The organism is Vibrio sp. 10N.286.55.E10, from assembly GCF_002872555.1.
Classification (GTDB): Bacteria; Pseudomonadota; Gammaproteobacteria; order Enterobacterales; family Vibrionaceae; genus Vibrio; species Vibrio crassostreae.
In genome coordinates this window covers 17,696-39,336 of the sequence record NZ_MCSD01000023.1, presented here as the reverse complement: position 1 = coordinate 39,336, position 21,641 = coordinate 17,696, and the positions used below count along the sequence as shown (strand labels likewise).

Genomic DNA, 21,641 nt, shown 5'->3' with positions numbered 1-21,641 from the left:
TTAAGACTGCAATGCATCGCTCAGGCGGTCTAAACGACTGCGCGCTGAGTTATCGATGACTAGGTCTCCGGCTCGAATAATAACTCCACTAAGTAGAGTCTCATCTATACTGCAATTCAGCTGAACTTTGCGCGCTAAGCGCTGTTCCAATTTGCTGCTGATCTCTGCGCATTGTTCTTCAGAAAGTTCTACCGCTGAAGTAACTTCAACGTCGATCTCTTTCTCATACTCTTTTTTGAGTATAAAGAACTCTTTACAAACATCAGGAAAAGCCATTAAGCGGCCATTCTCTGCCATCACTTTAATTAAGTTCTGACCGAATTCATCAAATTGTTCGCCACAAATTACAATGAATACTTCAGCTAATTTTTCAGCAGTCATAGAACCGCTTAATAAATTATGAACATCATCATTTTGTGCCACTTCGGCAGCAAAAGTAAGCATCTGACCCCATTGGTCTAGCTCACCTTTATCTACCGCAAAGTCAAACGCTGCTTTAGCATAGGGGCGTGCGATTGTAGTCAAATCAGACATATACAGCCCCTTGCTTTAAAGTTTTGCAGTAATGTTGTTAAGAAGATCATCGTGTACATCTTTATCGATTGTACGTTCAAGGATTTTCTCAGCACCAGCTATAGCCAGAGTTGCGACTTGTTTGCGCAGGTCATCACGGGCACGTGTACGCTCTGCTTCAATTTCTGCTTCAGCTTGCGCTAAGATTTTCTGGCGTTCTGCCTGAGCTTCTTCGCGTGCTTCATCAATAATTTGAGCTTTACGTTTGTTTGCCTGATCAATAACCTCAGTTGCAGTGCGCTTTGCTTCTTTCATTTGCTCAGAAGCGTTGGCTTGTGCCAGGTTCAAGTCTTTAGCAGCGCGTTCAGCGGCTACTAGACCGTCAGCAATTTTTTTCTGACGTTCTTCAATTGCTTGCATGATTGGTGGCCATACATATTTCATGCAGAACCAAACAAACAATGAAAAAGCAATTGCTTGACCTAACAGAGTTGCGTTCATATTCACAACAGCTACCCCTCGTTAAGAATCAACTACAAAAATTTAATTAACTATTGAGAGTTAATTAGCCTGCTAGTTGACCAACAAATGGGTTAGCAAACGTGAATAGTAGTGCGATTACGATACCGATCATTGGAACAGCATCCAGTAGACCAGCGATGATGAACATCTTAACTTGTAGCATTGGAGCCATTTCAGGTTGACGCGCAGCGCCTTCTAGGAATTTACCACCAAGAATAGCAAAACCAATTGCAGTACCTACGGCACAAAGACCAACAATAATAGCAACAGCGATTGCTGAAAAACTTAGTACAGTTTCCATTTACGTTCTCCGATTAACATTAATAGTTAGAATAAAGCTTAAAAATTTTTTTTAGTGATCACTATCTTCATGAGCCATTGATAAGTAAACGATTGTCAACATCATGAAAACAAACGCTTGAATCAAAATAACCAAGATATGGAAGATAGCCCAAGGTAGTGCACCTACCCATTGTAAGTACCACGGTAGCATTGCCGCGATAAGAATAAACACCACCTCACCCGCAAACATATTACCAAATAAACGCATACCTAGAGATAGTGGCTTCGCTAATAACGAAATTACCTCAAGTACCAAGTTAAATGGAATCATGATTGGGTGATTAAATGGATGCAGTGCCAATTCTTTAGCAAATCCGCCTAGACCTTTCACTTTGATGCTGTAGTAGATCATCAGAGCAAAAACACCTAAAGCCATTGCCATTGTTATATTTACATCAGCTGTAGGAACCACTTTCAAGTAAGGGATACCTAGCCAATGCTCTGCAGGATATGGTAAGAAATCGATAGGCACTAGGTCCATCAAGTTCATTAAGATAATCCAGCAGAATATAGTCAGTGCTAGTGGGGCAATCAGAGGGTTGCGGCCATGGAAAGTTTCTTTAACGTTGTCACCAACGAATTCCACTACCATTTCAACAAAACACTGAAGCTTACCAGGTACACCTACTGTTGCTTTCTTAGCGACTGAGCGAAAAACCCAAAGGAATAACATCCCTGTCAACACCGAAAAAAACAGACTGTCTATATGTACGTTCCAGAAACTTGTCTCCTCTACAAGACCAAACTTAGCTAAAGAAAGGTTTTGTAAGTGGTGTTCAATGTATCCGGATGCTGTTGGCGCAGCCATAACTCATCCTATTTTTTATTGTTAATGAAAAGCACTGGCGCAAAGATATTAATACCTAGAACCAGTAAATAGGTCAGTTTGAGGGGAACTAATTCCACCTGCATATACATGTAGACAATAGAGAATAGTAAAACTGTGATAAGGATTTTTAGCGCTTCGCCTGCATAGAACGACGCCGCAACTAACTTAGTTGCACGAGCTCCACTAAATAGGAAAGCACACACACAAAAAACTGCATTTGCGATGACAAAAATACCGCCACCGATTAATGCAGCAAAACCCCAATCAGGATTAACAGCTAAACCTAACCCTATCGCCACTAATATAACCGCGCTAAGCTCGATCAATAACATTTGCTTTGCAAGCACTCGTCCTGGTCTTGCTAACGCCGCTACCATGTATTCGTTCCTCTTTTAAGCCTTCTTTACTACTCGCTTAAAAGCGTGCTGAGAAATTGGCGAAAATTATACGTTCAGCCAAATTGATTGCAATAACAACGCAGCAATCATTTACATTTTTGCATACAAACCGACAACTTTTGTACGAAATTACTTGTTTATTACATAATTGACCTAAATCAATTATCTCATTTAGTACTCTAGTTTAGCAATAAGTTGCTCTAATTTGTGAGGCTCATCAAGAGTAATCGTCACTTTTGACTTACCACTAACAGAACGAGTAACTGAAACGTTTGCTTGCAATTTTTCCGTGAGTCTTCGTGAAAGTTCGATAGCTTCTGTGTCTTCAGGCTTCGATTCAGCTTCAACGTCTGGTTTTAAACACTTTTTGACAAGTTGCTCAGTTTGACGCACGGTCATTTTTTTGGTTGCCGCAGTATTTGCTGCTTCAACCTGGGTATCACCTTCAAGCGCAAGCAGTGCTCGAGCATGCCCCATTTCCAGTTGTTTATTGGAAACTAAACCTTTCACTTCATTTTCGAGCTGATTTAGACGTAATAAGTTACTCACCGTTGCTCTCGATTTACCGATCACATCAGCGACTTGTTGGTGTGTCAGCTCAAATTCGTTCTGTAGGCGCTCTAGCGCTTGTGCTTCTTCGATAACATTCAGATCTTCACGCTGAATATTCTCAATCAACGCCATCGCGATAGCGGCTTTGTCTTCGACTCTCTTGACCAAACATGGCACTTGTTTAAGGCCAGCTTGACGAGCCGCTCTCCAACGACGTTCACCAGCAATAATCTCGAACTGGTCGTGCGCCAATGGGCGAACTACGATCGGTTGGATAATGCCTTGAGATTGAATTGATGCTGCCAGCTCTTCTAGCGCTTCAGGCGCAATATCCTTACGCGGTTGATATACACCAGGCTTCAAGCAACCAACAGCCAGTTCAATAAGCTCACCATCAGCCGACAACGCCTGACTATGAGAAGCAACTTGCTGTTTTTCACGAGCCAATGAGCTAGTTGCAAGCAATGCATCTAGCCCTTTTCCTAAACCACGCTTAGACATTGAGCGAATTCCTTTGGTTGGACCTATACTGGGACTTCTTCACGACGCAACATTTCGCCAGCAAGAGCAAGGTAAGCCTTAGCTCCTGCGGAATATTTGTCGTAGTACATTGCTGGCTTGCCGTGACTCGGGGCTTCTGCCAGACGCACATTTCTAGGGATCACAGTTCGGTAGACTTTGCTACCAAAGTGTTTTTTGAGTTGATCAGATACTTCGTTCGATAAGCGGTTGCGAGGATCGTACATAGTACGCAGAAGACCTTCGATCTTCAGGTTCTCGTTTACAACAGCCGCTAGCTTACTGATGGTATCCATCAATGCAGTCAAACCTTCCAAAGCAAAGTATTCACATTGCATAGGAACCAATACGGAGTCGGCCGCAGCCATCGCGTTGATTGTAAGAAGGTTTAATGAGGGTGGGCAATCAATAAAGATGAAATCATAGTTATTGCGAATGGATTCGAGTGCATTTTTTAAACGAACTTCACGAGCAAACACTTCCATCAGCTTGATTTCTGCCGCAGTAACATCACCGTTAGCGGCGATGAGGTCATAATTGCCAGATGTACTCCGGCAAACTACCTCATCAAATGGGGTGTCTTCAACCAACAAATCGTAAGCAGTTGCTTCAACTTGATACTTGTCGACACCGCTCGCCATAGTGGCATTACCTTGAGGATCGAGGTCAACAACCAATATCTTGCGTTTTGTTGCCGCCATTGATGCTGCTAAATTAATGCAAGTTGTTGTTTTTCCTACGCCGCCCTTTTGGTTGGCAATTGCTACGATTCTACCCACTATGGCCTCGCTGATTATCCCTGACGCGATAAAGTAACTAGATGACGCTCTCCATCAAGCTCTGGCACTTGCAAAGCTTTAATGTCTGTCACTGAACACCATTCAGGTAACAGGTCGATTTCGTCTCTAGGATGTTGTCCCTTAAGAGCCAAAAATACACCGGATTGCTCTTTAGGTAAATGGTGACACCACTCTACCATGTCTGTCATTGACGCAAATGCACGACTGAGCACTGCATCAAACTTTTCTTCTGGTTGAAATTCTTCAACGCGACTTTGAACCGGTACCACGTTGTCGATACCCAGCTCATGAATCACCTGTTTGATAAAACGAATACGCTTACCTAAGCTGTCTAGCAAGTAAAACTCGCAGTCTGGATTCATGATTGAGAGCGGAATCCCAGGAAGACCAGGCCCCGTGCCAACATCGATAAAGCGCTTACCTTGTAAGTGAGTGCTAACAATGATGCTATCTAAGATATGTTTCACCATCATTTCTTGCGGGTCACGAACTGACGTTAGGTTATAAGCTTTGTTCCACTTATTCAGTAACTCAACGTAGCCAACCAACTGGCCACGTTGCTTTTCAGATACTTCAAGTTCAGTCTGGCCAATCAGGTGATCCAGTTTTTCGCGTAATACGCTCATTATGCTTCCTCACCTTTTTTCAACAGGCCGTGTTTTTTCAAGTAAACCAATAGAATTGAGATTGCTGCAGGTGTGATACCTGAAATTCGCGAAGCAATACCAATTGAGTCAGGCTTAGCTGTCGTTAATTTAAGAACCACTTCGTTAGAAAGTCCTTTTACCTTGCTGTAATCGATATCAGCAGGCAGTTTGGTGTTTTCATGACGCAGTGATTTTTCAATTTCGTCTTGTTGGCGCTGAATGTAACCATCGTACTTCACTTGGATCTCAACTTGCTCAGATGCTTGTTGATCTTCCAGTGCAGGACCAAAACGATCCAATGCAGTTAACTGTGAATAAGTCATTTCAGGACGACGAAGAAGATCTTCACCGCTCGCTTCACGAGACATTGGTGTTTTAAGAATTTGGTTCAGTTGATCAATATCTTCAGATTTTGGGTTAATCCAAGTCTCTTTCAGACGTTGACGCTCTTTCTCCATGTTTTCCATCTTCTCGTTGAAACGAGCCCAACGAGCATCGTCGACTAGGCCAAGTTCACGCGACTTTTCAGTCAAGCGGATATCGGCATTGTCTTCACGAAGCAGCAAACGGTATTCCGCACGAGACGTAAACATGCGGTAAGGTTCTTTGGTACCCATGGTAGATAAGTCGTCAATAAGCACGCCCATGTAAGCTTGGTCACGACGCGGACTCCAGCCTTCTTTGCCTTGAGTAAACAAACTTGCGTTCAGACCCGCCATCAGGCCTTGTGCTGCTGCTTCTTCGTAGCCAGTGGTACCGTTGATTTGACCCGCGAAGAATAGACCTTTGATAAACTTAGTTTCGTAAGTCAGCTTAAGGTCGCGAGGATCAAAGAAATCGTACTCAATCGCATAGCCAGGGCGAACGATATGAGCATTTTCAAAACCCTTCATCGAACGAACAATTTGAACCTGTACATCAAACGGCAGACTGGTAGAGATACCATTCGGGTATAGCTCATGAGTCGTTAGACCTTCGGGCTCAATAAAAATTTGGTGACTGTTCTTGTCAGCAAAACGCATTACTTTGTCTTCAATCGAAGGACAGTAACGAGGACCAATTCCTTCAATCACACCTGCGTACATCGGGCTGCGCTCAAGGTTGGCGCGAATCACGTCATGCGTATTTTCATTGGTATGCGTGATGTAACATGGAATTTGACGAGGTTGTTGAGCTCGGCTACCCATGAACGAGAAAACAGGTGTCGGGTTATCACCGTGCTGAACCTCAAGCTCAGAAAAATCAACGCTACGCGCATCGATACGAGGAGGTGTACCTGTTTTCAGGCGATCAACTCGGAATGGAAGATCACGAAGACGGTCAGCCAGTGCGATCGATGGTGGATCGCCAGCACGGCCGCCCGAAGAACTTTCCATACCAATATGGATCTTGCCGCCTAGGAATGTGCCCACAGTCAGAACCACAGCGCTTGCGCGGAACTTAAGGCCCATTTGTGTAACCACACCTACCACTTGATCCTGTTCAACGATCAAGTCATCAACCGACTGTTGGAACAAAGTCAGGTTTGGCGTGTTTTCAAGAACGTTGCGAACAAAGGCTTTGTAAAGTGCGCGGTCAGCTTGTGCACGAGTAGCACGAACCGCAGGGCCTTTTGATGCATTCAATGTTCTGAACTGAATACCTGCATGATCAATAGCTTGCGCCATTAATCCACCCATTGCATCGACCTCTTTTACCAAGTGGCCCTTACCGATCCCGCCAATGGCTGGGTTACAAGACATTTGTCCTAGTGTATCGATATTATGAGTAAGTAATAACGTACTTTGACCAGTACGTGCAGATGCGAGTGCGGCTTCCGTTCCTGCATGGCCACCACCAACAACGATGACGTCAAATTTTTCGTGATAAAGCATGAACCGACCTCAGGTATTCAAACGTTTTCTAGATTGATAAAAAGGAGCGATATTCTACCTGTTTTCATAGCCTGAGAAAACGTTTTTGGGATTTTTCGAAAAAGCTGTTTTTAATTAATATAGATAAGATCTTTAAGGAGATCTTTTATTAGATTTATTATTAGGATCGAGGGTATCTGTGGATAAGTCGAAAATGATCAACGAGATCATGGATCTTTTTTGGATCAAATGATGTGATCTAACTTTGATCAGGATGAGGATTAGCTGGGATCAAAATGGCTACTTATTCACAGGAGGAAATTAACCTAAAACTTGTTATTTGGATAACTATAGGTTAATCACCGTATATGTATGATCTTATCCACAGCAGAAATTGAAAATAGATCGCTAATTTTCGATGTTTTTGAAAAAAAGTTATTCACAATCGCGATGTTCAGAGACAAAAAAAGCGGCATAAGCCGCTTTTTGAGAAAAGAGAGAGGTTAAAACTGGTCGCTATGATCGTTAAACCAGGCTTCTGCTGCGTCTTCTGGTACCGGAGTTTCCAATACATCGATAGTAAAACAGTCAGAAATAGGCTGAGCACCGAGCTCTTTCATCTGGCTGTGGACTGATTTTCCCGCTAAACAGAAGGTATCGTAACTCGAATCACCCAGCGCCACGACAGCAAAGCGAATCTGGCTTAAATCTGGAGATTGCTGGGTCAATGCGTCAATAAACGGCTTAATATTATCTGGAAATTCACCCGCACCATGAGTTGAAGTCACCAGCAACCAAAAGCCTTGTTGGGGGATATCATCGTATTCAGGCTGATTATGAAGGGTTATCTCATGACCTTGTTCTTCAAGAAGATCATTAAGGTGATCGCCAACGTACTCAGCACCACCTAAGGTGCTACCTGTAATAATGTGGATCATTAAGCTGTCCTTACTAAAGAAAAAGGCCAGCATGAGCCGGCCTTTAAGGGTTATTTACCAATACAGAAAGAGGTGAAGATACGGCCGAGTAGGTCATCGGAGCTGAACTCACCCGTAATCTCATTAAGGTGTTGCTGCGTTATACGCAGCTCCTCTGCCAAGATTTCACCTGCCATATAGCCTTCTAACTGTTGCTGACCAATATCTAGGTGCTCAGATGCGCGTTCTAGGGCATCTAAGTGGCGACGACGTGCCATGAAGCCACCTTCATTGCCACCCGCAAAGCCCATGCAATCTTTTAAATGATTACGCAGTGCATCAACGCCTTGCCCAGTCTTTGCTGATAGTCGAATCAGAGTTGGATCATTAACATGGCAAATTCCGAGATCTTCACCTGTTTGATCGGCTTTGTTACGAATCACGGTCATTCCGATATTATTCGGCAGACGATCAACGAAATCGGGCCAGATATCTTTCGGGTCGGTTGCATCGGTAGTGGTGCCATCGACCATAAATAAAACGCGATCGGCTTGAGTAATTTCTTCCCAAGCGCGTTCAATACCGATTTTTTCGACTTCATCCGAGGCTTCACGCAGGCCTGCGGTATCAATAATGTGCAGTGGCATACCATCAATATGGATATGTTCACGCAGTACATCACGGGTGGTACCAGCAATATCAGTCACAATCGCGGAGTCTTTACCCGATAATGCATTCAGTAAGCTCGACTTACCGGCATTAGGACGACCTGCAATCACCACCTTCATGCCTTCACGCATAATGGCACCTTGATTGGCTTCTTGGCGAACCGCTTCGAGATTGTCGATGATAGCTTGTAAGTCAGCACTTACTTTACCGTCAGCAAGGAAATCAATCTCTTCTTCTGGGAAGTCGATAGCGGCTTCAACATAGATGCGTAAGTGAATCAGAGAGTCCACCAGCGTATTAATGCGTTTTGAGAACTCACCTTGCAGCGATTGCAGGGCTGATTTCGCCGCTTCTTCTGAACTGGCATCAATGAGGTCGGCAATCGCTTCTGCTTGGGTTAGATCCATCTTATCGTTCAAGAAGGCACGCTCCGAGAACTCACCTGGGCGTGCTGCGCGTAGCCCTGGAATCGCAAGGATGCGTTTGATGAGCATATCCATTACCACAGGACCACCGTGGCCTTGTAGCTCTAATACGTCTTCGCCAGTAAACGAGTGCGGGTTAGGAAAGTAAAGCGCGATACCTTGGTCTAGCTCTAAACCATCGTGAGATTTAAAAGGGGTGTACTCAGCGTAACGTGGTTTCAGTACTTTGCCGGTAACTTCAAGCGCAACTTGGGCTGCTTGTGGGCCTGAAACGCGAATAATACCGACGCCGCCACGGCCGGGTGCAGTCGCTTGAGCAACAATCGTATCTGTAGTCATAGTTGTGCCTGCTAGCATGTGAAAGCCAAAAAGGGGCGCTCACGATTAATCAATTAGCTGAATTGTAATCAGCTAAAAACAAAAAGGCGACCTTTTGGTCGCCTTTCTTTATCTCTTTCTATTATCGAACTTACTTAGAATGTAAGCCTTTCTTTTCCAGCGCGCGGTAGATAAGCGTTTGCTGAATCAGAGTTACGATGTTCGATACTAGCCAGTATAGAACTAGACCTGAAGGGAAGAACAGGAAGAAGAATGTGAACATAACCGGCATAAAGGTCATGATCTTCTGCTGCATTGGATCCGTTACAGTTGTCGGGCTCATCTTCTGGATTAGGAACATTGAAGCACCCATCAGAAGTGGCAAGATGTAGTATGGGTCTTGTGCAGAAAGGTCAGTAATCCAACCGAAGAACGGTGAGTGACGCAGTTCAACAGACTCCATTAGTGCCCAGTATAGCGAAATGAAGATAGGCATTTGCAGAAGGATAGGTAAACAGCCACCTAGTGGGTTTACTTTCTCTTTCTTGTAAAGCTCCATCATTTCTTGGCTCATGCGTTGGCGGTCGTCGCCAATACGCTCACGCATTGCAGTCAGCTTAGGCTGAAGCATACGCATTTTCGCCATAGACGTGTACTGAGCTTTCGTTAGTGGGTACATAGCACCACGAACGATGAAAGTTAGACAGATGATTGCCAGACCCCAGTTCACAACGATGCCTTGAATGAATGAAAGCAGAGTATGAAGTGGTTTAGCAATGAACCATAACCAACCGTAGTCAACTACTAGGTCTAGGTTTGGTGCAACAGCAGCCATTTGGTCTTGAAGTTTAGGACCAACCCAAAGCGTTGCTTTGAAGCTTGCTTCGTCGCCAGTAGCAATGGTTTTGTTCGGCATGCGAACACCGATGTCGCCAAGGTTACCAATGACACGAGTGTAAAGGTTGCTGCCTGCTTCGTCGCGTGGAATCCAAGCACTTGCAAAGTAGTGCTGAATCATCGCTGCCCAACCTTGACCGTTTGCTAGGTTAAGAGACAGGTTGCGATCTTGCATATCGTCGAAGCTGTATTTTTTGTAACGCGTATCTTCCGTAGAGTAAGCACCACCACGGTAAGTTGGCATTGTTAGGCTACCACCGTCATCCATAACGTTTTGACGTAGGTGAGCGTACATGCCGAATGTTGCGTTATTGCCAGAGTTGTTAATTACATCGTATTCAACGTCAATCGCGTAGCTTCCGCGTTTAAGTACGAATGTTTTTGTGTAATCAAGGCCGTTCGCTTGGTAAGTCATTGGGATGCGTAGTTCATCCTGACCATCAGCAAGCGTGAAGCTGTCTGCTGAAACTGTATAGCTTGGGCGGTTTGTGCTGCTTAAATCGATACCTTGAGGACCCACTAGACCGCTTTGAGCGATAAATTGGTGACCAGGTTCGTTTTTAAGAAGAACAAAAGTGTCTTCAGAATCGAACTCAGCAGAGTAATCGTTTAGGTTTGCTTTAACGACATCACCACCAACCGTATCAATTGACAGAGTCAGTACATCAGTTGTTACTGTGATAGTTTTAGCAGAAGAAGAAACTTGACCAGGAGCCGGGTCTAGATCATCTGCATAAGATGGCGCTGGTAGGGTGCTGCCAGATTGTGCCTGCTCAACCGCTTGTGGTGCTGGATTCTGAGCTACGTTCCATTGTTGGAACAGTAGGAAAGAAACCAAAGCCAATGCGATTAACAGGATATTACGTTGAGAATCCATCGTTATTTATCTCTGTCTTGTTTTTGGACTGGTGGAACGGGGTCAAAGCCCCCTTCGTTCAAAGGATGGCATTTTAATAGACGTTTGCCTGATAACCAACACCCTTTTACAAAACCGTGAGCTTTCAACGCTTCTATCGCATATAAAGAGCAGGTTGGAGTAAATCGGCAGCGTGGGCCGATGAGTGGACTAATAAACCATCTATAAAAATAGATGGGTATTAGCGCTATCCACGCGAAGGGCGAGACAGGCGAAGCCATAATTTGTCGAGTAGCTTGAACATTTCTTCATTGCTTAAATCTTGCGCGCTCTTCTTAGCGATTACAACAAAATCTTTGTTAGGAAGTTTGTGTTGAGTGTTACGAAAGCTTTCACGAGTAAGACGCTTGAATCGATTACGACCCACGGCGGTTTTAATCTGCTTTTTCGGAACGGCTAATCCAAGACGAGGATTTGAAAGAGAGTTATTTCGGGCAATGATGGTGAAATGAGGGGAGCCAGCTCGATGAGCTTGCTTGAAGACATTTTGATAATGTTCGGGAGTTAACAAGCGTAACTCCCGACCGAAGGCTAGCTTATTCAAAATAATCAAAGATTACTTAGAAAGACGCTTACGGCCTTTTGCACGACGTGCATTGATTGTTGCGCGACCGTTCTTAGTAGCCATGCGAGCACGGAAACCGTGAGTACGCTTACGCTTTAGAACTGTAGGTTGAAAAGTGCGTTTCATTTGTAATTACCTTACTGATCAGTAGTTTTAGGTTTTTGTTAAACCCGGCGTGGGCATTTTTTCTCTTCTTTATATAAGAAAGGAAAACCGACGCCTCTCAACAAAGAGGCGGAATTGTAATCACTGTCACAAAAAGTGTCAATGATTGGGTTAACTAAAATTCCGGTCGGGGGATTATACGTAGAATAACTAAAATCACAAGGATCCTTAGTCGATCCCAACCTTATTTAAGAATTTTTTTAATTTAGGATCCTGTGGATTACCAAAAATATCCTGTGGAGATCCCTGCTCAACAATATGGCCGTCAGCCATGAAGATAACTCGGTCTGCGACCTCTCTAGCGAACTGCATTTCATGGGTAACCACCAGCATGGTTTGATGCTGATTTGCCAGTTTTTTCATTAGGTTAAGAACTTCGCCAACCCACTCAGGATCGAGCGCTGAAGTCGGCTCATCAAACAGTAAAAGCTCGGGTTGTAGTGCCATTGCACGGCCAATACCCACCCGTTGTTGCTGGCCACCAGAGAGCGCGGCTGGGTAGCTCTCACCTTTGTCTCCCAAGCCAATATCATCAAGTATTTGTTGTGCTTTTTCATGGGCTTGCTGCTTTTTCCAACCACGAACGGTAATTAAACCTTCAGCAATATTCTGTCTCGCGGTTTGGTGAGCGAACAGGGCATAGTTTTGGAACACAAAACCGGTCTTACGACGCAGTGCCAGCACCTCTGCTTTGGTGTGTTTCTGAGCATCGACATTAATATCATCAATCGAAATAGTGCCTTGATCGGCTTGCTCTAGAAAGTTCACACAACGCAGTAAAGTAGATTTACCAGTCCCACTTGAACCTATGATGACAATTATCTCACCTTGCTTGATTTCTAGGTCGATCCCTTTCAAAACTTCGGTGTCACCAAACTGCTTGTGGATATTTTGTAATTTGATCATCGTACATACGCCTTATTCAGTTTCACTTCGGCCCAAATTTGAATACGAGTGAGGATAACCACCACGCCCCAGTAAATCAGCGCTACCGCTAAGAAAGCCTCGAAGAAGCGGAAACTAGAAGAAGCCTCCATCTGAGCTTTAGCCATGATTTCGGCGACACCTAGGGTGAAGGCTAGTGAAGTCGACTTGATCATGTCGATGAAGTAGTTCATCAATGATGGCAGTGCCACGCGAGTTGCTTGCGGTAAGATCACTCGGCGCATCGCTTGGCTGGTTGTCATACCGACCGAAAGGCTGGCTTCCATCTGGCTGCGATCAATACCGATAATCGCGGCACGAATACTTTCTGCCATATACGCGGCAAAGTGCAGGGTTAAGCCAATCACAGCGGCGCTGAAGGCATCCAATCCAACCATCCACGGGAAGACTTGTGGTAAGCCGTAATAAAGGAGAAACAGCTGCACCAACAGTGGTGTGCCTCGGAAGAAGCTAATGTAAAGCTGGCTCAGTTGGTCGAGTACTGGGATTTTGAATACACGAATATTCGCCAGTATCAGAGACAGGATCAGAGCAAAGAACAAGCCCCAAGTCGCCATCTCCATCGTGGTGCCTAAATACTTTAGTAGTATCGGCAACAGCTCTAGCATGTAATTAAAGTCAAATCCCATAATCTATCTCGTATTTTTATTGGAAGTGTTGTTCTATATGTAAGTACTGTTCTATCAGGTTTTTTAATCAGTGCACAAAAGCAAAAAGCCCACCGCTGTATAAAGCAGTGGGCCTTGAATGGAGAAAGTGAGTAATTACTTCTGAGTAATGTCCGCACCAAACCATTTCTGAGAGATACTTTCTAGCGTACCATCTGCGCGCATTGCTGCTAATGCTTCATTTACTTCTGCTTGCAGTTTTTTGCCGTTATCGTTGTCCACGAAAGGCCAAGCGTTTTCAATGGTTTCGAATGGCTGACCAGCTAGTTGTAATGGTAGACCTGTCTTCTTGATAAGCTCTAATGCTGATAGGCGATCCATTACGAATGCATCTGCACGACCCAATGCGACATCATGTTCAATACCTGTATCGTAGGTTTTCACATTGATCTTGCCATCTTTGTCGTAGCTGCGAAGCAGTTGTTCAAAGTTTGAGCCTAGGTTTACCGCAACCGTCTTACCATCTAGGTCTTCGATACCTTTAATGCTGTCATTACCTTTACGAACGGTAATTTGTGCGCCGTCTACTACGTATGGGTCTGCGAATAGGTATTTCGCTTTACGTGCATCTGTCATTGTAATTTGGTTTGAAATAGTATCGATGCGACCCGTTTCAAGAAGACCAAACAGACCAGAGAAGTTTGCCGTTACGTATTCAACCTTGTAATCGTTACGCTTACCGATCTCATCCCATAAATCTACTTCAAAACCTTGTAGCTGGTCTTGCTTAACGAACGTAAACGGGAAGTAGCGACCAGACATGCCGACTTTAACTTCAGTCGCAGCTTGAACAGTAGCAGCAGAGAGTGCGATAGCCGCAATTGCAGCCTTAATCCAGTTATTCATTTGGTAACTCCTTATATTTATAGGGTTGGATGTTACTGGGAAAATGCTCAATAGAATAAATAACCAGATGTTATTAACCATAACCAGATTGAATTCCCAATTTGGGGATAACTAGCAAGGATCCGGGCATAAGTGGATCATTGTGTGAGTAAATTAGGGGCAAGATGTGTGGATCCACCGATTAATTACAAATTTATTGTGAATAACTTGGATCTTATTCACTGGATCTGTGATCAATTGCTGGTGATCTGACTTATCAACAGGTAAAATTAGCAGTCATTTCATATTACTTAAATAGAGTGGGGGCACCGTGTCATCTTCGCTTTGGTTGCAGTGTTTGCAACAGCTTCAAGAAGAGTTACCAGCTACAGAATTCAGTATGTGGGTTCGTCCGTTACAAGCGGAGCTCAATGACAATACTCTAACTCTATTTGCACCGAACCGTTTCGTACTCGATTGGGTTCGTGATAAGTATCTAAATAGCATTAACCGTTTGCTGCAAGAATATTGCGGCAACGATATCCCACATCTTCATTTTGAAGTGGGAAGCAAGCGTGTGATTGCACCAAAGCCTGCGACACCAGCACCGACTCAGACTCGTACTGCAGCCGATGTGGCCGCTGAGTCATCAGCACCTGCGCAATTACAAGCTCGCAAGCCTGTCCATAATATTTGGCGTGATGAAGAGCCTGTCGCGGTTGATTTGAATCACCGCTCAAATGTGAACCCAAAACATAAGTTCAATAACTTTGTTGAAGGTAAGTCGAACCAACTGGGTTTGGCTGCGGCACGTCAGGTTTCTGATAACCCAGGAACAGCCTACAACCCGTTGTTCCTATACGGCGGCACTGGTTTAGGTAAAACGCACTTGTTGCATGCGGTGGGTAACGCCATTGTTGATAATAAGCCAAATGCGAAAGTGGTTTACATGCACTCAGAACGTTTTGTTCAGGATATGGTAAAGGCCCTGCAAAACAACGCGATCGAAGAATTTAAGCGCTACTACCGTAGTGTTGACGCATTGCTTATAGATGACATCCAATTCTTTGCCAATAAAGAGCGTTCTCAAGAAGAGTTCTTCCATACCTTTAACGCGCTGCTTGAAGGTAACCAACAGATCATCCTAACGTCTGACCGTTATCCAAAAGAGATCAACGGGGTAGAGGATCGTCTTAAATCTCGCTTCGGCTGGGGTTTGACGGTTGCGATTGAGCCACCAGAGCTTGAGACGCGTGTTGCGATCTTGATGAAGAAAGCAGAAGACCACCAAATTCACCTTGCGGATGAAGTGGCGTTCTTTATTGCCAAGCGCCTGCGCTCTAACGTTCGTGAGCTGGAAGGCGCATTGAACCGTGTTATTGCCAATGCAAACTTCACTGGCCGTCCGATCACGATTGACTTCGTGCGTGAAGCACTGCGTGACCTACTTGCACTGCAAGAAAAACTGGTCACTATTGATAACATTCAAAAGACAGTAGCCGAGTACTACAAAATCAAAGTCGCTGATCTATTGTCTAAGCGTCGTTCTCGTTCTGTTGCTCGTCCACGCCAATTGGCGATGGCACTGGCGAAAGAGCTAACAAACCACAGCTTGCCTGAGATTGGCGATGCATTCGGTGGTCGTGACCACACGACGGTACTGCATGCTTGTCGTAAGATTGCTCAGCTGCGTGAAGAGAGCCACGACATTAAAGAAGATTATTCGAACCTGATTCGTACCCTTTCTTCTTAATACACAGTATTCTTAACCTTAATAAGCAGAATCTTGGCCACGTACTATTACGCAGTGCCATTTAGACCGTAAGAGCAAGATATGAAATTTACCATTGAACGTAGTCACCTGATTAAGCCATTACAACAAGTATCTGGCGCACTCGGTGGCAGGCCAACGCTTCCAATTCTAGGAAACCTACTGATTAAAGTAGAAGATAACGTGTTGTCGATGACAGCGACGGATCTAGAAGTTGAACTGATCAGCCGTGTAACGCTTGAAGGTGATTTCGAAGCGGGCAGCATTACCGTACCTTCACGTAAATTCCTAGATATCTGCCGTGGATTACCAGATAACTCAGTGATCACTGTGGTATTGGATGGTGACCGTATTCAGGTTCGCTCTGGTCGTAGCCGCTTCTCATTAGCAACATTACCTGCGGCAGATTTTCCTAATATTGAAGACTGGAGCAGTGAAGTTGAAGTGTCAGTGACACAAGCTGAACTTCGCGGTCTTATCGAGAAAACGCAATTCTCAATGGCGAACCAAGATGTTCGTTACTACCTCAACGGTATGTTGTTTGAGATTGAAGGCTCTATCCTGCGCAGCGTGGCGACCGATGGTCACCGTATGGCAGTATCTCAAGCACAACTGGGTGCGGATTTTGCTCAGAAGCAGATCATTGTTCCTCGTAAAGGTGTGCAAGAGCTAGTGAAGCTATTGGATGCACCTGAACAGCCAGTAACACTACAAATCGGTAACTCTAACGTGCGTGCGGAAGTGAACAACTATGTCTTCACTTCTAAGTTAGTAGATGGTCGTTTCCCTGATTATCGCCGCGTAATGCCGCAAAATACCACCAAGACACTTGAAGCTGGCTGTGATGAATTACGTTCAGCATTTTCTCGTGCTGCGATTCTATCGAATGAAAAATTCCGTGGTGTTCGCGTTAATCTTGCAGATAGCGAGATGCGTATTACCGCGAACAACCCAGAGCAAGAAGAAGCAGAAGAAGTACTCGATGTTAACTTCGACGGTGATGCTCTAGAGATTGGCTTTAACGTAAGCTACGTATTGGATGTTCTGAACACACTGCGTTGTGAACAGGTTCGTATCTCAATGTCAGACGCCAATGCGAGTGCTCTTATTGAGAACGCACAAGATGACAGCGCGATGTACGTTGTTATGCCAATTCGCTTATAAGCTGCCCCATGTTGACCTACCGAGTCGTGATTGAAGATTAATATGAAGACGTTATGCCTTTATCGCGCTTAATCGTTAAGCAGTTTAGAAATATTGAAGCCTGTGACATTCAACCGTCATCAGGCTTTAACTTTCTTATAGGGGCTAACGGAAGCGGCAAAACCAGCGTCCTTGAAGCGGTGTATCTGCTCGGACACGGTCGCTCATTCAAGAGTTCACTTACCGGTCGTATCATACAAAACGAGTGTAGTGAGCTGTTTGTACACGGCCGTTTTATGACCTCGGATCAATTTGAGCTGCCAATTGGCATTAATAAGCAGCGCGATGGCACGACAGAGGTTAAAATAAGCGGTCAAACTGGGCAAAAGTTGGCTCAGTTAGCTCAAGTCTTACCTTTGCAGTTGATTCACCCCGAAGGGTTTGATTTACTGACAGATGGACCTAAGCATCGCCGAGCATTCATTGATTGGGGAGTCTTCCACAGTGAGTCGGGCTTTTATGATGCGTGGGGTAGGGTAAAGCGCCTCAATAAGCAGCGAAACGCCTTATTGAAAACGGCAACCCACTATCGAGAGCTGAGCTATTGGGACCAAGAACTGGCCCGTTTAGCTGAAAGCATCAGTCAGTGGCGTGCCACCTACGTTGATCAGCTCAAAGAAGTCGCCGAAGAGATCTGTGCGACCTTCCTTCCTGAGTTTGAGATAAAGATTAACTATTATCGTGGCTGGGACAAAGACACCCCATACGCCGAGATATTAGAAAAGAATTTTGAAAGGGATCAGCAACTTGGTTACACCTTTAGTGGACCCAACAAAGCGGATCTGAAGATAAAAGTGAACGGCACTCCAGTGGAAGATGTCTTGTCACGAGGTCAATTGAAGTTGATGGTGTGCGCGCTACGAGTAGCACAAGGGCAACACCTCACTCAAATGACAGGTAAGCAGTGCATCTATTTAATAGATGACTTCGCTTCCGAATTAGATAGCCAACGCCGAGCACGTCTTGCTGAGTGTTTGAAGGCGACCCAGGCTCAAGTTTTTGTAAGCTCTATTACCGCTGATCAGATTGCAGATATGCATGACGAAAATAGCAGGATGTTTCATGTGGAACATGGCAAAATAGAGCAAGGATAATTAGTCAGAGAGTAACTATGTCAGATAATTACGATTCATCGAGTATTAAAGTACTGAAGGGTCTGGATGCGGTACGTAAGCGTCCTGGAATGTACATTGGCGACACGGATGATGGTACCGGTCTGCACCACATGGTTTTTGAGGTGGTAGATAACTCTATTGATGAAGCGCTAGCTGGTCACTGTAATGACATCATTGTAACTATCCATGAAGATAGTTCTGTGTCTGTAAGCGATGACGGCCGTGGTATTCCAACAGAATTGCACCCAGAAGAAAACGTATCAGCAGCAGAAGTAATCATGACGGTTCTTCACGCTGGTGGTAAGTTCGATGATAACTCGTACAAGGTATCTGGTGGTCTGCACGGTGTTGGTGTTTCAGTAGTTAACGCACTTTCTAAGCAAGTTACTCTTACTATCCACCGTGGTGGCAAAATCCACACTCAAACCTACAGCCACGGTGAGCCTCAAGCGCCACTAGCGGTTATCGGTGACACGGATAAAACAGGTACAGAGATTCGTTTCTGGCCGAGTGAAGAAACCTTCACTAACATCGAGTTCCATTACGACATTTTAGCTAAGCGTCTACGTGAGCTATCATTCTTGAACTCAGGTGTATCAATTAAGCTAATTGATGAGCGCGAAGAAGACAAAATGGATCACTTCGAATACGAAGGCGGTATCCAAGCGTTTGTTGAGCACCTTAATACCAACAAAACGCCAATCATCCAAAAAATCTTCCACTTCAACTCTGAGCGTGAAGACGGTATTACCGTTGAAGTTGCGATGCAGTGGAATGACGGCTACCAAGAAAATATCTACTGTTTCACCAACAACATCCCTCAACGCGATGGTGGTGCTCACTTAGCTGGTTTCCGTGCGGCGCTAACGCGTACTCTGAACAGCTTCATGGACAAGGAAGGCTTCTCTAAGAAAGCGAAGACTGCGACCTCTGGTGATGATGCTCGTGAAGGTTTGACAGCGATTGTTTCTGTTAAAGTGCCTGATCCTAAGTTCTCAAGCCAAACTAAAGATAAGCTGGTTTCTTCAGAAGTGAAGTCTGCCGTTGAATCTACAATGGGTGAGAAGTTGTCTGAGTTCCTGATTGAGAACCCAGGTGAAGCGAAAACAGTTTGTTCTAAAATTATTGATGCAGCACGTGCTCGTGATGCAGCGCGTAAAGCTCGTGAAATGACTCGTCGTAAAGGCGCATTAGATTTAGCGGGTCTTCCAGGTAAGCTTGCTGACTGTCAGGAAAAAGATCCTGCACTGTCTGAACTATATATTGTGGAAGGAGACTCTGCTGGCGGTTCAGCTAAGCAGGGTCGTAACCGTAAGAACCAAGCAATCCTACCGCTGAAAGGTAAAATCCTTAACGTAGAGAAAGCACGTTTCGATAAAATGCTGTCTTCTCAAGAAGTAGCAACGCTAATCACAGCTCTTGGTTGTGGTATTGGCCGTGACGAATACAACCCAGATAAACTGCGTTACCACAACATCATCATCATGACCGATGCCGATGTCGATGGTTCTCACATCCGTACTCTGCTACTGACGTTCTTCTACCGTCAAATGCCAGAGCTGATTGAACGTGGCTACATCTACATTGCTCAACCGCCACTTTACAAGGTGAAGAAGGGTAAGCAAGAGCAGTATATTAAAGATGAAGATGCAATGAACCAGTATCAAGTATCTTTGGCTCTAGACAATGCAGAACTGCACGTTAACCCTGAAGCGCCAGCATTTGCAGGTGAAGGTTTAGAGAAGCTTGTTCAGCAATACAATGCAGGCATCAAGCTTGTTGATCGTATGAGCCGCCGTTACCCACGTGCATTGGTTCACGAACTGATTTACGTTCCTCGTCTAACGGCTGAGCAGTGTCATGATGATGCGGCAGTTGAAGCTTGGGGTAAGCAGCTTGTTGAGCAGCTAAACGCGAAAGAAGTAGGTGCGAGCCAATACAGCCTTGAAGTTGAAAAACACGAAGAGCTAGGCTTAAGCGTTCCTAAGATTGTGGTTCGTACTCATGGTGTGACTCATGAACACCTACTGAGCATCGATCTTATTAACTCTAAAGAGTTTGGTAAGCTAGCGGATCTTTCTGAAGCACTTGATGGCTTGATTGAAGAAGGCGCTTACATTAAGCGTGGTGAGCGTACTCAAGAAGTTTCTAGCTTCGTTGATGCTCTGAACTGGTTAGTGAAAGAGTCTCGTCGTGGTCTAAGCCTACAGCGATACAAAGGTCTAGGTGAGATGAACCCGGATCAGCTTTGGGAAACGACAATGGATCCTGAAACTCGTCGTATGATGCAAGTAACGATTGAAGATGCTGTTGGTGCTGATCTGTTGTTTACAACGTTGATGGGCGACCAAGTAGAACCGCGTCGTAACTTCATCGAAGAGAATGCGCTTAAAGTTGCCAATTTGGATGTGTAGTCCAAATCTAAATGATTAAAATTATGAAAAGCACTGCCTATTGGCGGTGCTTTTTTGTGTCTGTAAGGTATTGAAAAGTATTAAATTGGAAAAATTATTGAAAATAATCCCTTGAAACTATTTTGTTCAATCCATATATCTATTTATGAAGAGGATGACTGTCTTGCTCAAAAGAGAAGAAACAGAACCTTCATTACCGCTGACGAAGTATCGCTCAACAGAGGATAACTTTAGCAGCACACAACTTAAAAATTGATTCATTGTCATGTCCCAGCGTTGTTGCCAATAGAGGTGAAACCCGAGGAATGCGAATTGAATCTCTTAGCTGTTTACTGGGTCACACACAGGTTCGATCTCAGTAAAATTCGCAGCTAAGACTATTGCTTACTAAAAGGATAGCATTATGAGAACTGTAGATTTCACTCCACTTTACCGCAACGCAATCGGCTTCGATCGTCTATTCAACATGATGGAAGCGAACACATCGAAGAACTCTTCTGGCGGTTACCCTCCATACAACATCGAGCAAAAAGACGAGAACAACTACCGTATTACTATGGCCGTTGCTGGTTTTGCTGATGATCAATTAGATCTGACTCAGAAAGAGAACATGCTAATTGTGAAAGGTGAGCGTAAAGCAGAAGCAGAGAAAACCTTCGTATATCAAGGTATTGCAGAGCGCGATTTTGAGCGTAAATTCCAACTGGCTGACTACGTAAAAGTGGTAGGTGCAAGCATGGAAAATGGTCTTCTTCACATCGACCTAGAACGCGAAATCCCAGAAGCGATGCAACCACGTAAGATTGCTATTAATGGTAATAGCCTACTAGAAGGTTAATTACTGTTAGCTCCT

Annotated in this window: 23 protein-coding genes; 5 read left to right on the top strand and 18 right to left on the bottom strand. The window is 44.5% G+C overall.

The features are described 5' to 3' along the window. From atpH to BCV39_RS13650, 18 genes are all read right to left on the bottom strand, one after another. Entirely contained in the window at nt 1–534 is a 534-nt protein-coding gene (atpH, locus tag BCV39_RS13740) for a F0F1 ATP synthase subunit delta (RefSeq protein ID WP_048618352.1), read from the bottom strand. Between the two features lie 15 nt (nt 535–549). Beyond that, complete coding sequence (gene atpF / locus BCV39_RS13735) at nt 550–1,020, bottom strand: F0F1 ATP synthase subunit B (RefSeq protein ID WP_010433231.1); 471 nt, start codon at nt 1,018–1,020, stop codon at nt 550–552. 58 nt (nt 1,021–1,078) lie between these two features. Next, nucleotides 1,079–1,336: a F0F1 ATP synthase subunit C gene (atpE, locus tag BCV39_RS13730; RefSeq protein ID WP_004411110.1), complete on the bottom strand. Its 258-nt coding sequence runs from the start codon at nt 1,334–1,336 to the stop codon at nt 1,079–1,081. Nucleotides 1,337–1,387: 51 nt separating this feature from the next. Then, nucleotides 1,388–2,185, bottom strand: a complete 798-nt coding sequence (gene atpB, locus BCV39_RS13725; protein WP_017632650.1) for a F0F1 ATP synthase subunit A — start codon at nt 2,183–2,185, stop codon at nt 1,388–1,390. An 8-nt stretch (nt 2,186–2,193) separates the two neighbouring features. Then, nucleotides 2,194–2,583, bottom strand: a complete 390-nt coding sequence (locus BCV39_RS13720) for a F0F1 ATP synthase subunit I (protein WP_017058798.1) — start codon at nt 2,581–2,583, stop codon at nt 2,194–2,196. Between the two features lie 192 nt (nt 2,584–2,775). Further along, the gene (locus tag BCV39_RS13715; RefSeq protein ID WP_048662696.1) at nt 2,776–3,657 is read right to left on the bottom strand and encodes a ParB/RepB/Spo0J family partition protein; all 882 of its coding nucleotides are present in this window, start codon (nt 3,655–3,657) and stop codon (nt 2,776–2,778) included. Between the two features lie 23 nt (nt 3,658–3,680). Beyond that, complete coding sequence (locus BCV39_RS13710) at nt 3,681–4,454, bottom strand: ParA family protein (protein ID WP_019825554.1); 774 nt, start codon at nt 4,452–4,454, stop codon at nt 3,681–3,683. Between the two features lie 14 nt (nt 4,455–4,468). Then, entirely contained in the window at nt 4,469–5,101 is a 633-nt protein-coding gene (gene rsmG, locus BCV39_RS13705; protein ID WP_017107525.1) for a 16S rRNA (guanine(527)-N(7))-methyltransferase RsmG, read from the bottom strand. Next, the gene (gene mnmG / locus BCV39_RS13700) at nt 5,101–6,996 is read right to left on the bottom strand and encodes a tRNA uridine-5-carboxymethylaminomethyl(34) synthesis enzyme MnmG (RefSeq protein WP_102432389.1); all 1,896 of its coding nucleotides are present in this window, start codon (nt 6,994–6,996) and stop codon (nt 5,101–5,103) included. The genes rsmG and mnmG overlap by 1 nt, the downstream gene beginning before the upstream one ends. Before the next feature lie 482 nt (nt 6,997–7,478). Next, the gene (gene mioC / locus BCV39_RS13690) at nt 7,479–7,913 is read right to left on the bottom strand and encodes an FMN-binding protein MioC (protein ID WP_102432941.1); all 435 of its coding nucleotides are present in this window, start codon (nt 7,911–7,913) and stop codon (nt 7,479–7,481) included. A 50-nt stretch (nt 7,914–7,963) separates the two neighbouring features. Then, entirely contained in the window at nt 7,964–9,325 is a 1,362-nt protein-coding gene (gene mnmE, locus BCV39_RS13685) for a tRNA uridine-5-carboxymethylaminomethyl(34) synthesis GTPase MnmE (protein ID WP_048657844.1), read from the bottom strand. Nucleotides 9,326–9,455: 130 nt separating this feature from the next. Continuing rightward, nucleotides 9,456–11,078, bottom strand: coding sequence for a membrane protein insertase YidC (yidC, locus tag BCV39_RS13680; RefSeq protein WP_048657814.1), 1,623 nt, complete (start codon nt 11,076–11,078; stop codon nt 9,456–9,458). A gap of 2 nt (nt 11,079–11,080) precedes the next feature. Then, nucleotides 11,081–11,338: a membrane protein insertion efficiency factor YidD gene (gene yidD / locus BCV39_RS13675; protein ID WP_004735802.1), complete on the bottom strand. Its 258-nt coding sequence runs from the start codon at nt 11,336–11,338 to the stop codon at nt 11,081–11,083. After that, nucleotides 11,305–11,628: a ribonuclease P protein component gene (gene rnpA, locus BCV39_RS13670; protein WP_017055478.1), complete on the bottom strand. Its 324-nt coding sequence runs from the start codon at nt 11,626–11,628 to the stop codon at nt 11,305–11,307. Before rnpA ends, yidD begins: the two co-directional genes overlap by 34 nt. Before the next feature lie 45 nt (nt 11,629–11,673). Further along, the gene (rpmH, locus tag BCV39_RS13665) at nt 11,674–11,808 is read right to left on the bottom strand and encodes a 50S ribosomal protein L34 (RefSeq protein WP_004735800.1); all 135 of its coding nucleotides are present in this window, start codon (nt 11,806–11,808) and stop codon (nt 11,674–11,676) included. Nucleotides 11,809–12,015: 207 nt separating this feature from the next. Continuing rightward, a complete protein-coding gene (locus tag BCV39_RS13660; protein ID WP_048657813.1) occupies nt 12,016–12,753 on the bottom strand; it encodes an amino acid ABC transporter ATP-binding protein in 738 nt (245 codons plus the stop codon). Further along, nucleotides 12,750–13,421 carry an amino acid ABC transporter permease gene (locus tag BCV39_RS13655; RefSeq protein ID WP_009848134.1) on the bottom strand — a complete coding sequence of 224 codons (672 nt, stop codon included), beginning with the start codon at nt 13,419–13,421 and terminating at the stop codon, nt 12,750–12,752. Before BCV39_RS13655 ends, BCV39_RS13660 begins: the two co-directional genes overlap by 4 nt. A gap of 135 nt (nt 13,422–13,556) precedes the next feature. Further along, nucleotides 13,557–14,306, bottom strand: coding sequence for an amino acid ABC transporter substrate-binding protein (locus tag BCV39_RS13650; RefSeq protein ID WP_009848135.1), 750 nt, complete (start codon nt 14,304–14,306; stop codon nt 13,557–13,559). A gap of 310 nt (nt 14,307–14,616) precedes the next feature. On the opposite strand from BCV39_RS13650, the gene dnaA reads away from it, so the two are divergent. From dnaA to BCV39_RS13625, 5 genes are all read left to right on the top strand, one after another. Beyond that, complete coding sequence (gene dnaA, locus BCV39_RS13645; RefSeq protein ID WP_019825569.1) at nt 14,617–16,038, top strand: chromosomal replication initiator protein DnaA; 1,422 nt, start codon at nt 14,617–14,619, stop codon at nt 16,036–16,038. 81 nt (nt 16,039–16,119) lie between these two features. After that, nucleotides 16,120–17,220 carry a DNA polymerase III subunit beta gene (dnaN, locus tag BCV39_RS13640; RefSeq protein WP_017058809.1) on the top strand — a complete coding sequence of 367 codons (1,101 nt, stop codon included), beginning with the start codon at nt 16,120–16,122 and terminating at the stop codon, nt 17,218–17,220. Nucleotides 17,221–17,273: 53 nt separating this feature from the next. Next, nucleotides 17,274–18,353: a DNA replication/repair protein RecF gene (gene recF, locus BCV39_RS13635; protein WP_019825571.1), complete on the top strand. Its 1,080-nt coding sequence runs from the start codon at nt 17,274–17,276 to the stop codon at nt 18,351–18,353. Nucleotides 18,354–18,370: 17 nt separating this feature from the next. Then, nucleotides 18,371–20,788, top strand: a complete 2,418-nt coding sequence (gene gyrB, locus BCV39_RS13630; protein ID WP_017058811.1) for a DNA topoisomerase (ATP-hydrolyzing) subunit B — start codon at nt 18,371–18,373, stop codon at nt 20,786–20,788. A 403-nt stretch (nt 20,789–21,191) separates the two neighbouring features. Beyond that, complete coding sequence (locus BCV39_RS13625) at nt 21,192–21,626, top strand: Hsp20 family protein (protein WP_009848140.1); 435 nt, start codon at nt 21,192–21,194, stop codon at nt 21,624–21,626. Nucleotides 21,627–21,641 lie beyond the last annotated feature (15 nt).

What these genes read in the sequence shown, in the direction of transcription:
- rpmH (WP_004735800.1), bottom strand. Translation starts at nt 11,808, where the DNA reads ATGAAACGCACTTTTCAACCTACAGTTCTAAAGCGTAAGCGTACTCAC.
- mioC (WP_102432941.1), bottom strand. Translation starts at nt 7,913, where the DNA reads ATGATCCACATTATTACAGGTAGCACCTTAGGTGGTGCTGAGTACGTT.
- BCV39_RS13660 (WP_048657813.1), bottom strand. Translation starts at nt 12,753, where the DNA reads ATGATCAAATTACAAAATATCCACAAGCAGTTTGGTGACACCGAAGTT.
- BCV39_RS13625 (WP_009848140.1), top strand. Translation starts at nt 21,192, where the DNA reads ATGAGAACTGTAGATTTCACTCCACTTTACCGCAACGCAATCGGCTTC.
- yidC (WP_048657814.1), bottom strand. Translation starts at nt 11,078, where the DNA reads ATGGATTCTCAACGTAATATCCTGTTAATCGCATTGGCTTTGGTTTCT.
- atpB (WP_017632650.1), bottom strand. Translation starts at nt 2,185, where the DNA reads ATGGCTGCGCCAACAGCATCCGGATACATTGAACACCACTTACAAAAC.
- BCV39_RS13715 (WP_048662696.1), bottom strand. Translation starts at nt 3,657, where the DNA reads ATGTCTAAGCGTGGTTTAGGAAAAGGGCTAGATGCATTGCTTGCAACT.
- BCV39_RS13655 (WP_009848134.1), bottom strand. Translation starts at nt 13,421, where the DNA reads ATGGGATTTGACTTTAATTACATGCTAGAGCTGTTGCCGATACTACTA.
- mnmG (WP_102432389.1), bottom strand. Translation starts at nt 6,996, where the DNA reads ATGCTTTATCACGAAAAATTTGACGTCATCGTTGTTGGTGGTGGCCAT.
- BCV39_RS13650 (WP_009848135.1), bottom strand. Translation starts at nt 14,306, where the DNA reads ATGAATAACTGGATTAAGGCTGCAATTGCGGCTATCGCACTCTCTGCT.
- recF (WP_019825571.1), top strand. Translation starts at nt 17,274, where the DNA reads ATGCCTTTATCGCGCTTAATCGTTAAGCAGTTTAGAAATATTGAAGCC.
- mnmE (WP_048657844.1), bottom strand. Translation starts at nt 9,325, where the DNA reads ATGACTACAGATACGATTGTTGCTCAAGCGACTGCACCCGGCCGTGGC.
- dnaN (WP_017058809.1), top strand. Translation starts at nt 16,120, where the DNA reads ATGAAATTTACCATTGAACGTAGTCACCTGATTAAGCCATTACAACAA.
- rsmG (WP_017107525.1), bottom strand. Translation starts at nt 5,101, where the DNA reads ATGAGCGTATTACGCGAAAAACTGGATCACCTGATTGGCCAGACTGAA.
- BCV39_RS13720 (WP_017058798.1), bottom strand. Translation starts at nt 2,583, where the DNA reads ATGGTAGCGGCGTTAGCAAGACCAGGACGAGTGCTTGCAAAGCAAATG.
- yidD (WP_004735802.1), bottom strand. Translation starts at nt 11,338, where the DNA reads ATGGCTTCGCCTGTCTCGCCCTTCGCGTGGATAGCGCTAATACCCATC.
- atpH (WP_048618352.1), bottom strand. Translation starts at nt 534, where the DNA reads ATGTCTGATTTGACTACAATCGCACGCCCCTATGCTAAAGCAGCGTTT.
- atpE (WP_004411110.1), bottom strand. Translation starts at nt 1,336, where the DNA reads ATGGAAACTGTACTAAGTTTTTCAGCAATCGCTGTTGCTATTATTGTT.
- gyrB (WP_017058811.1), top strand. Translation starts at nt 18,371, where the DNA reads ATGTCAGATAATTACGATTCATCGAGTATTAAAGTACTGAAGGGTCTG.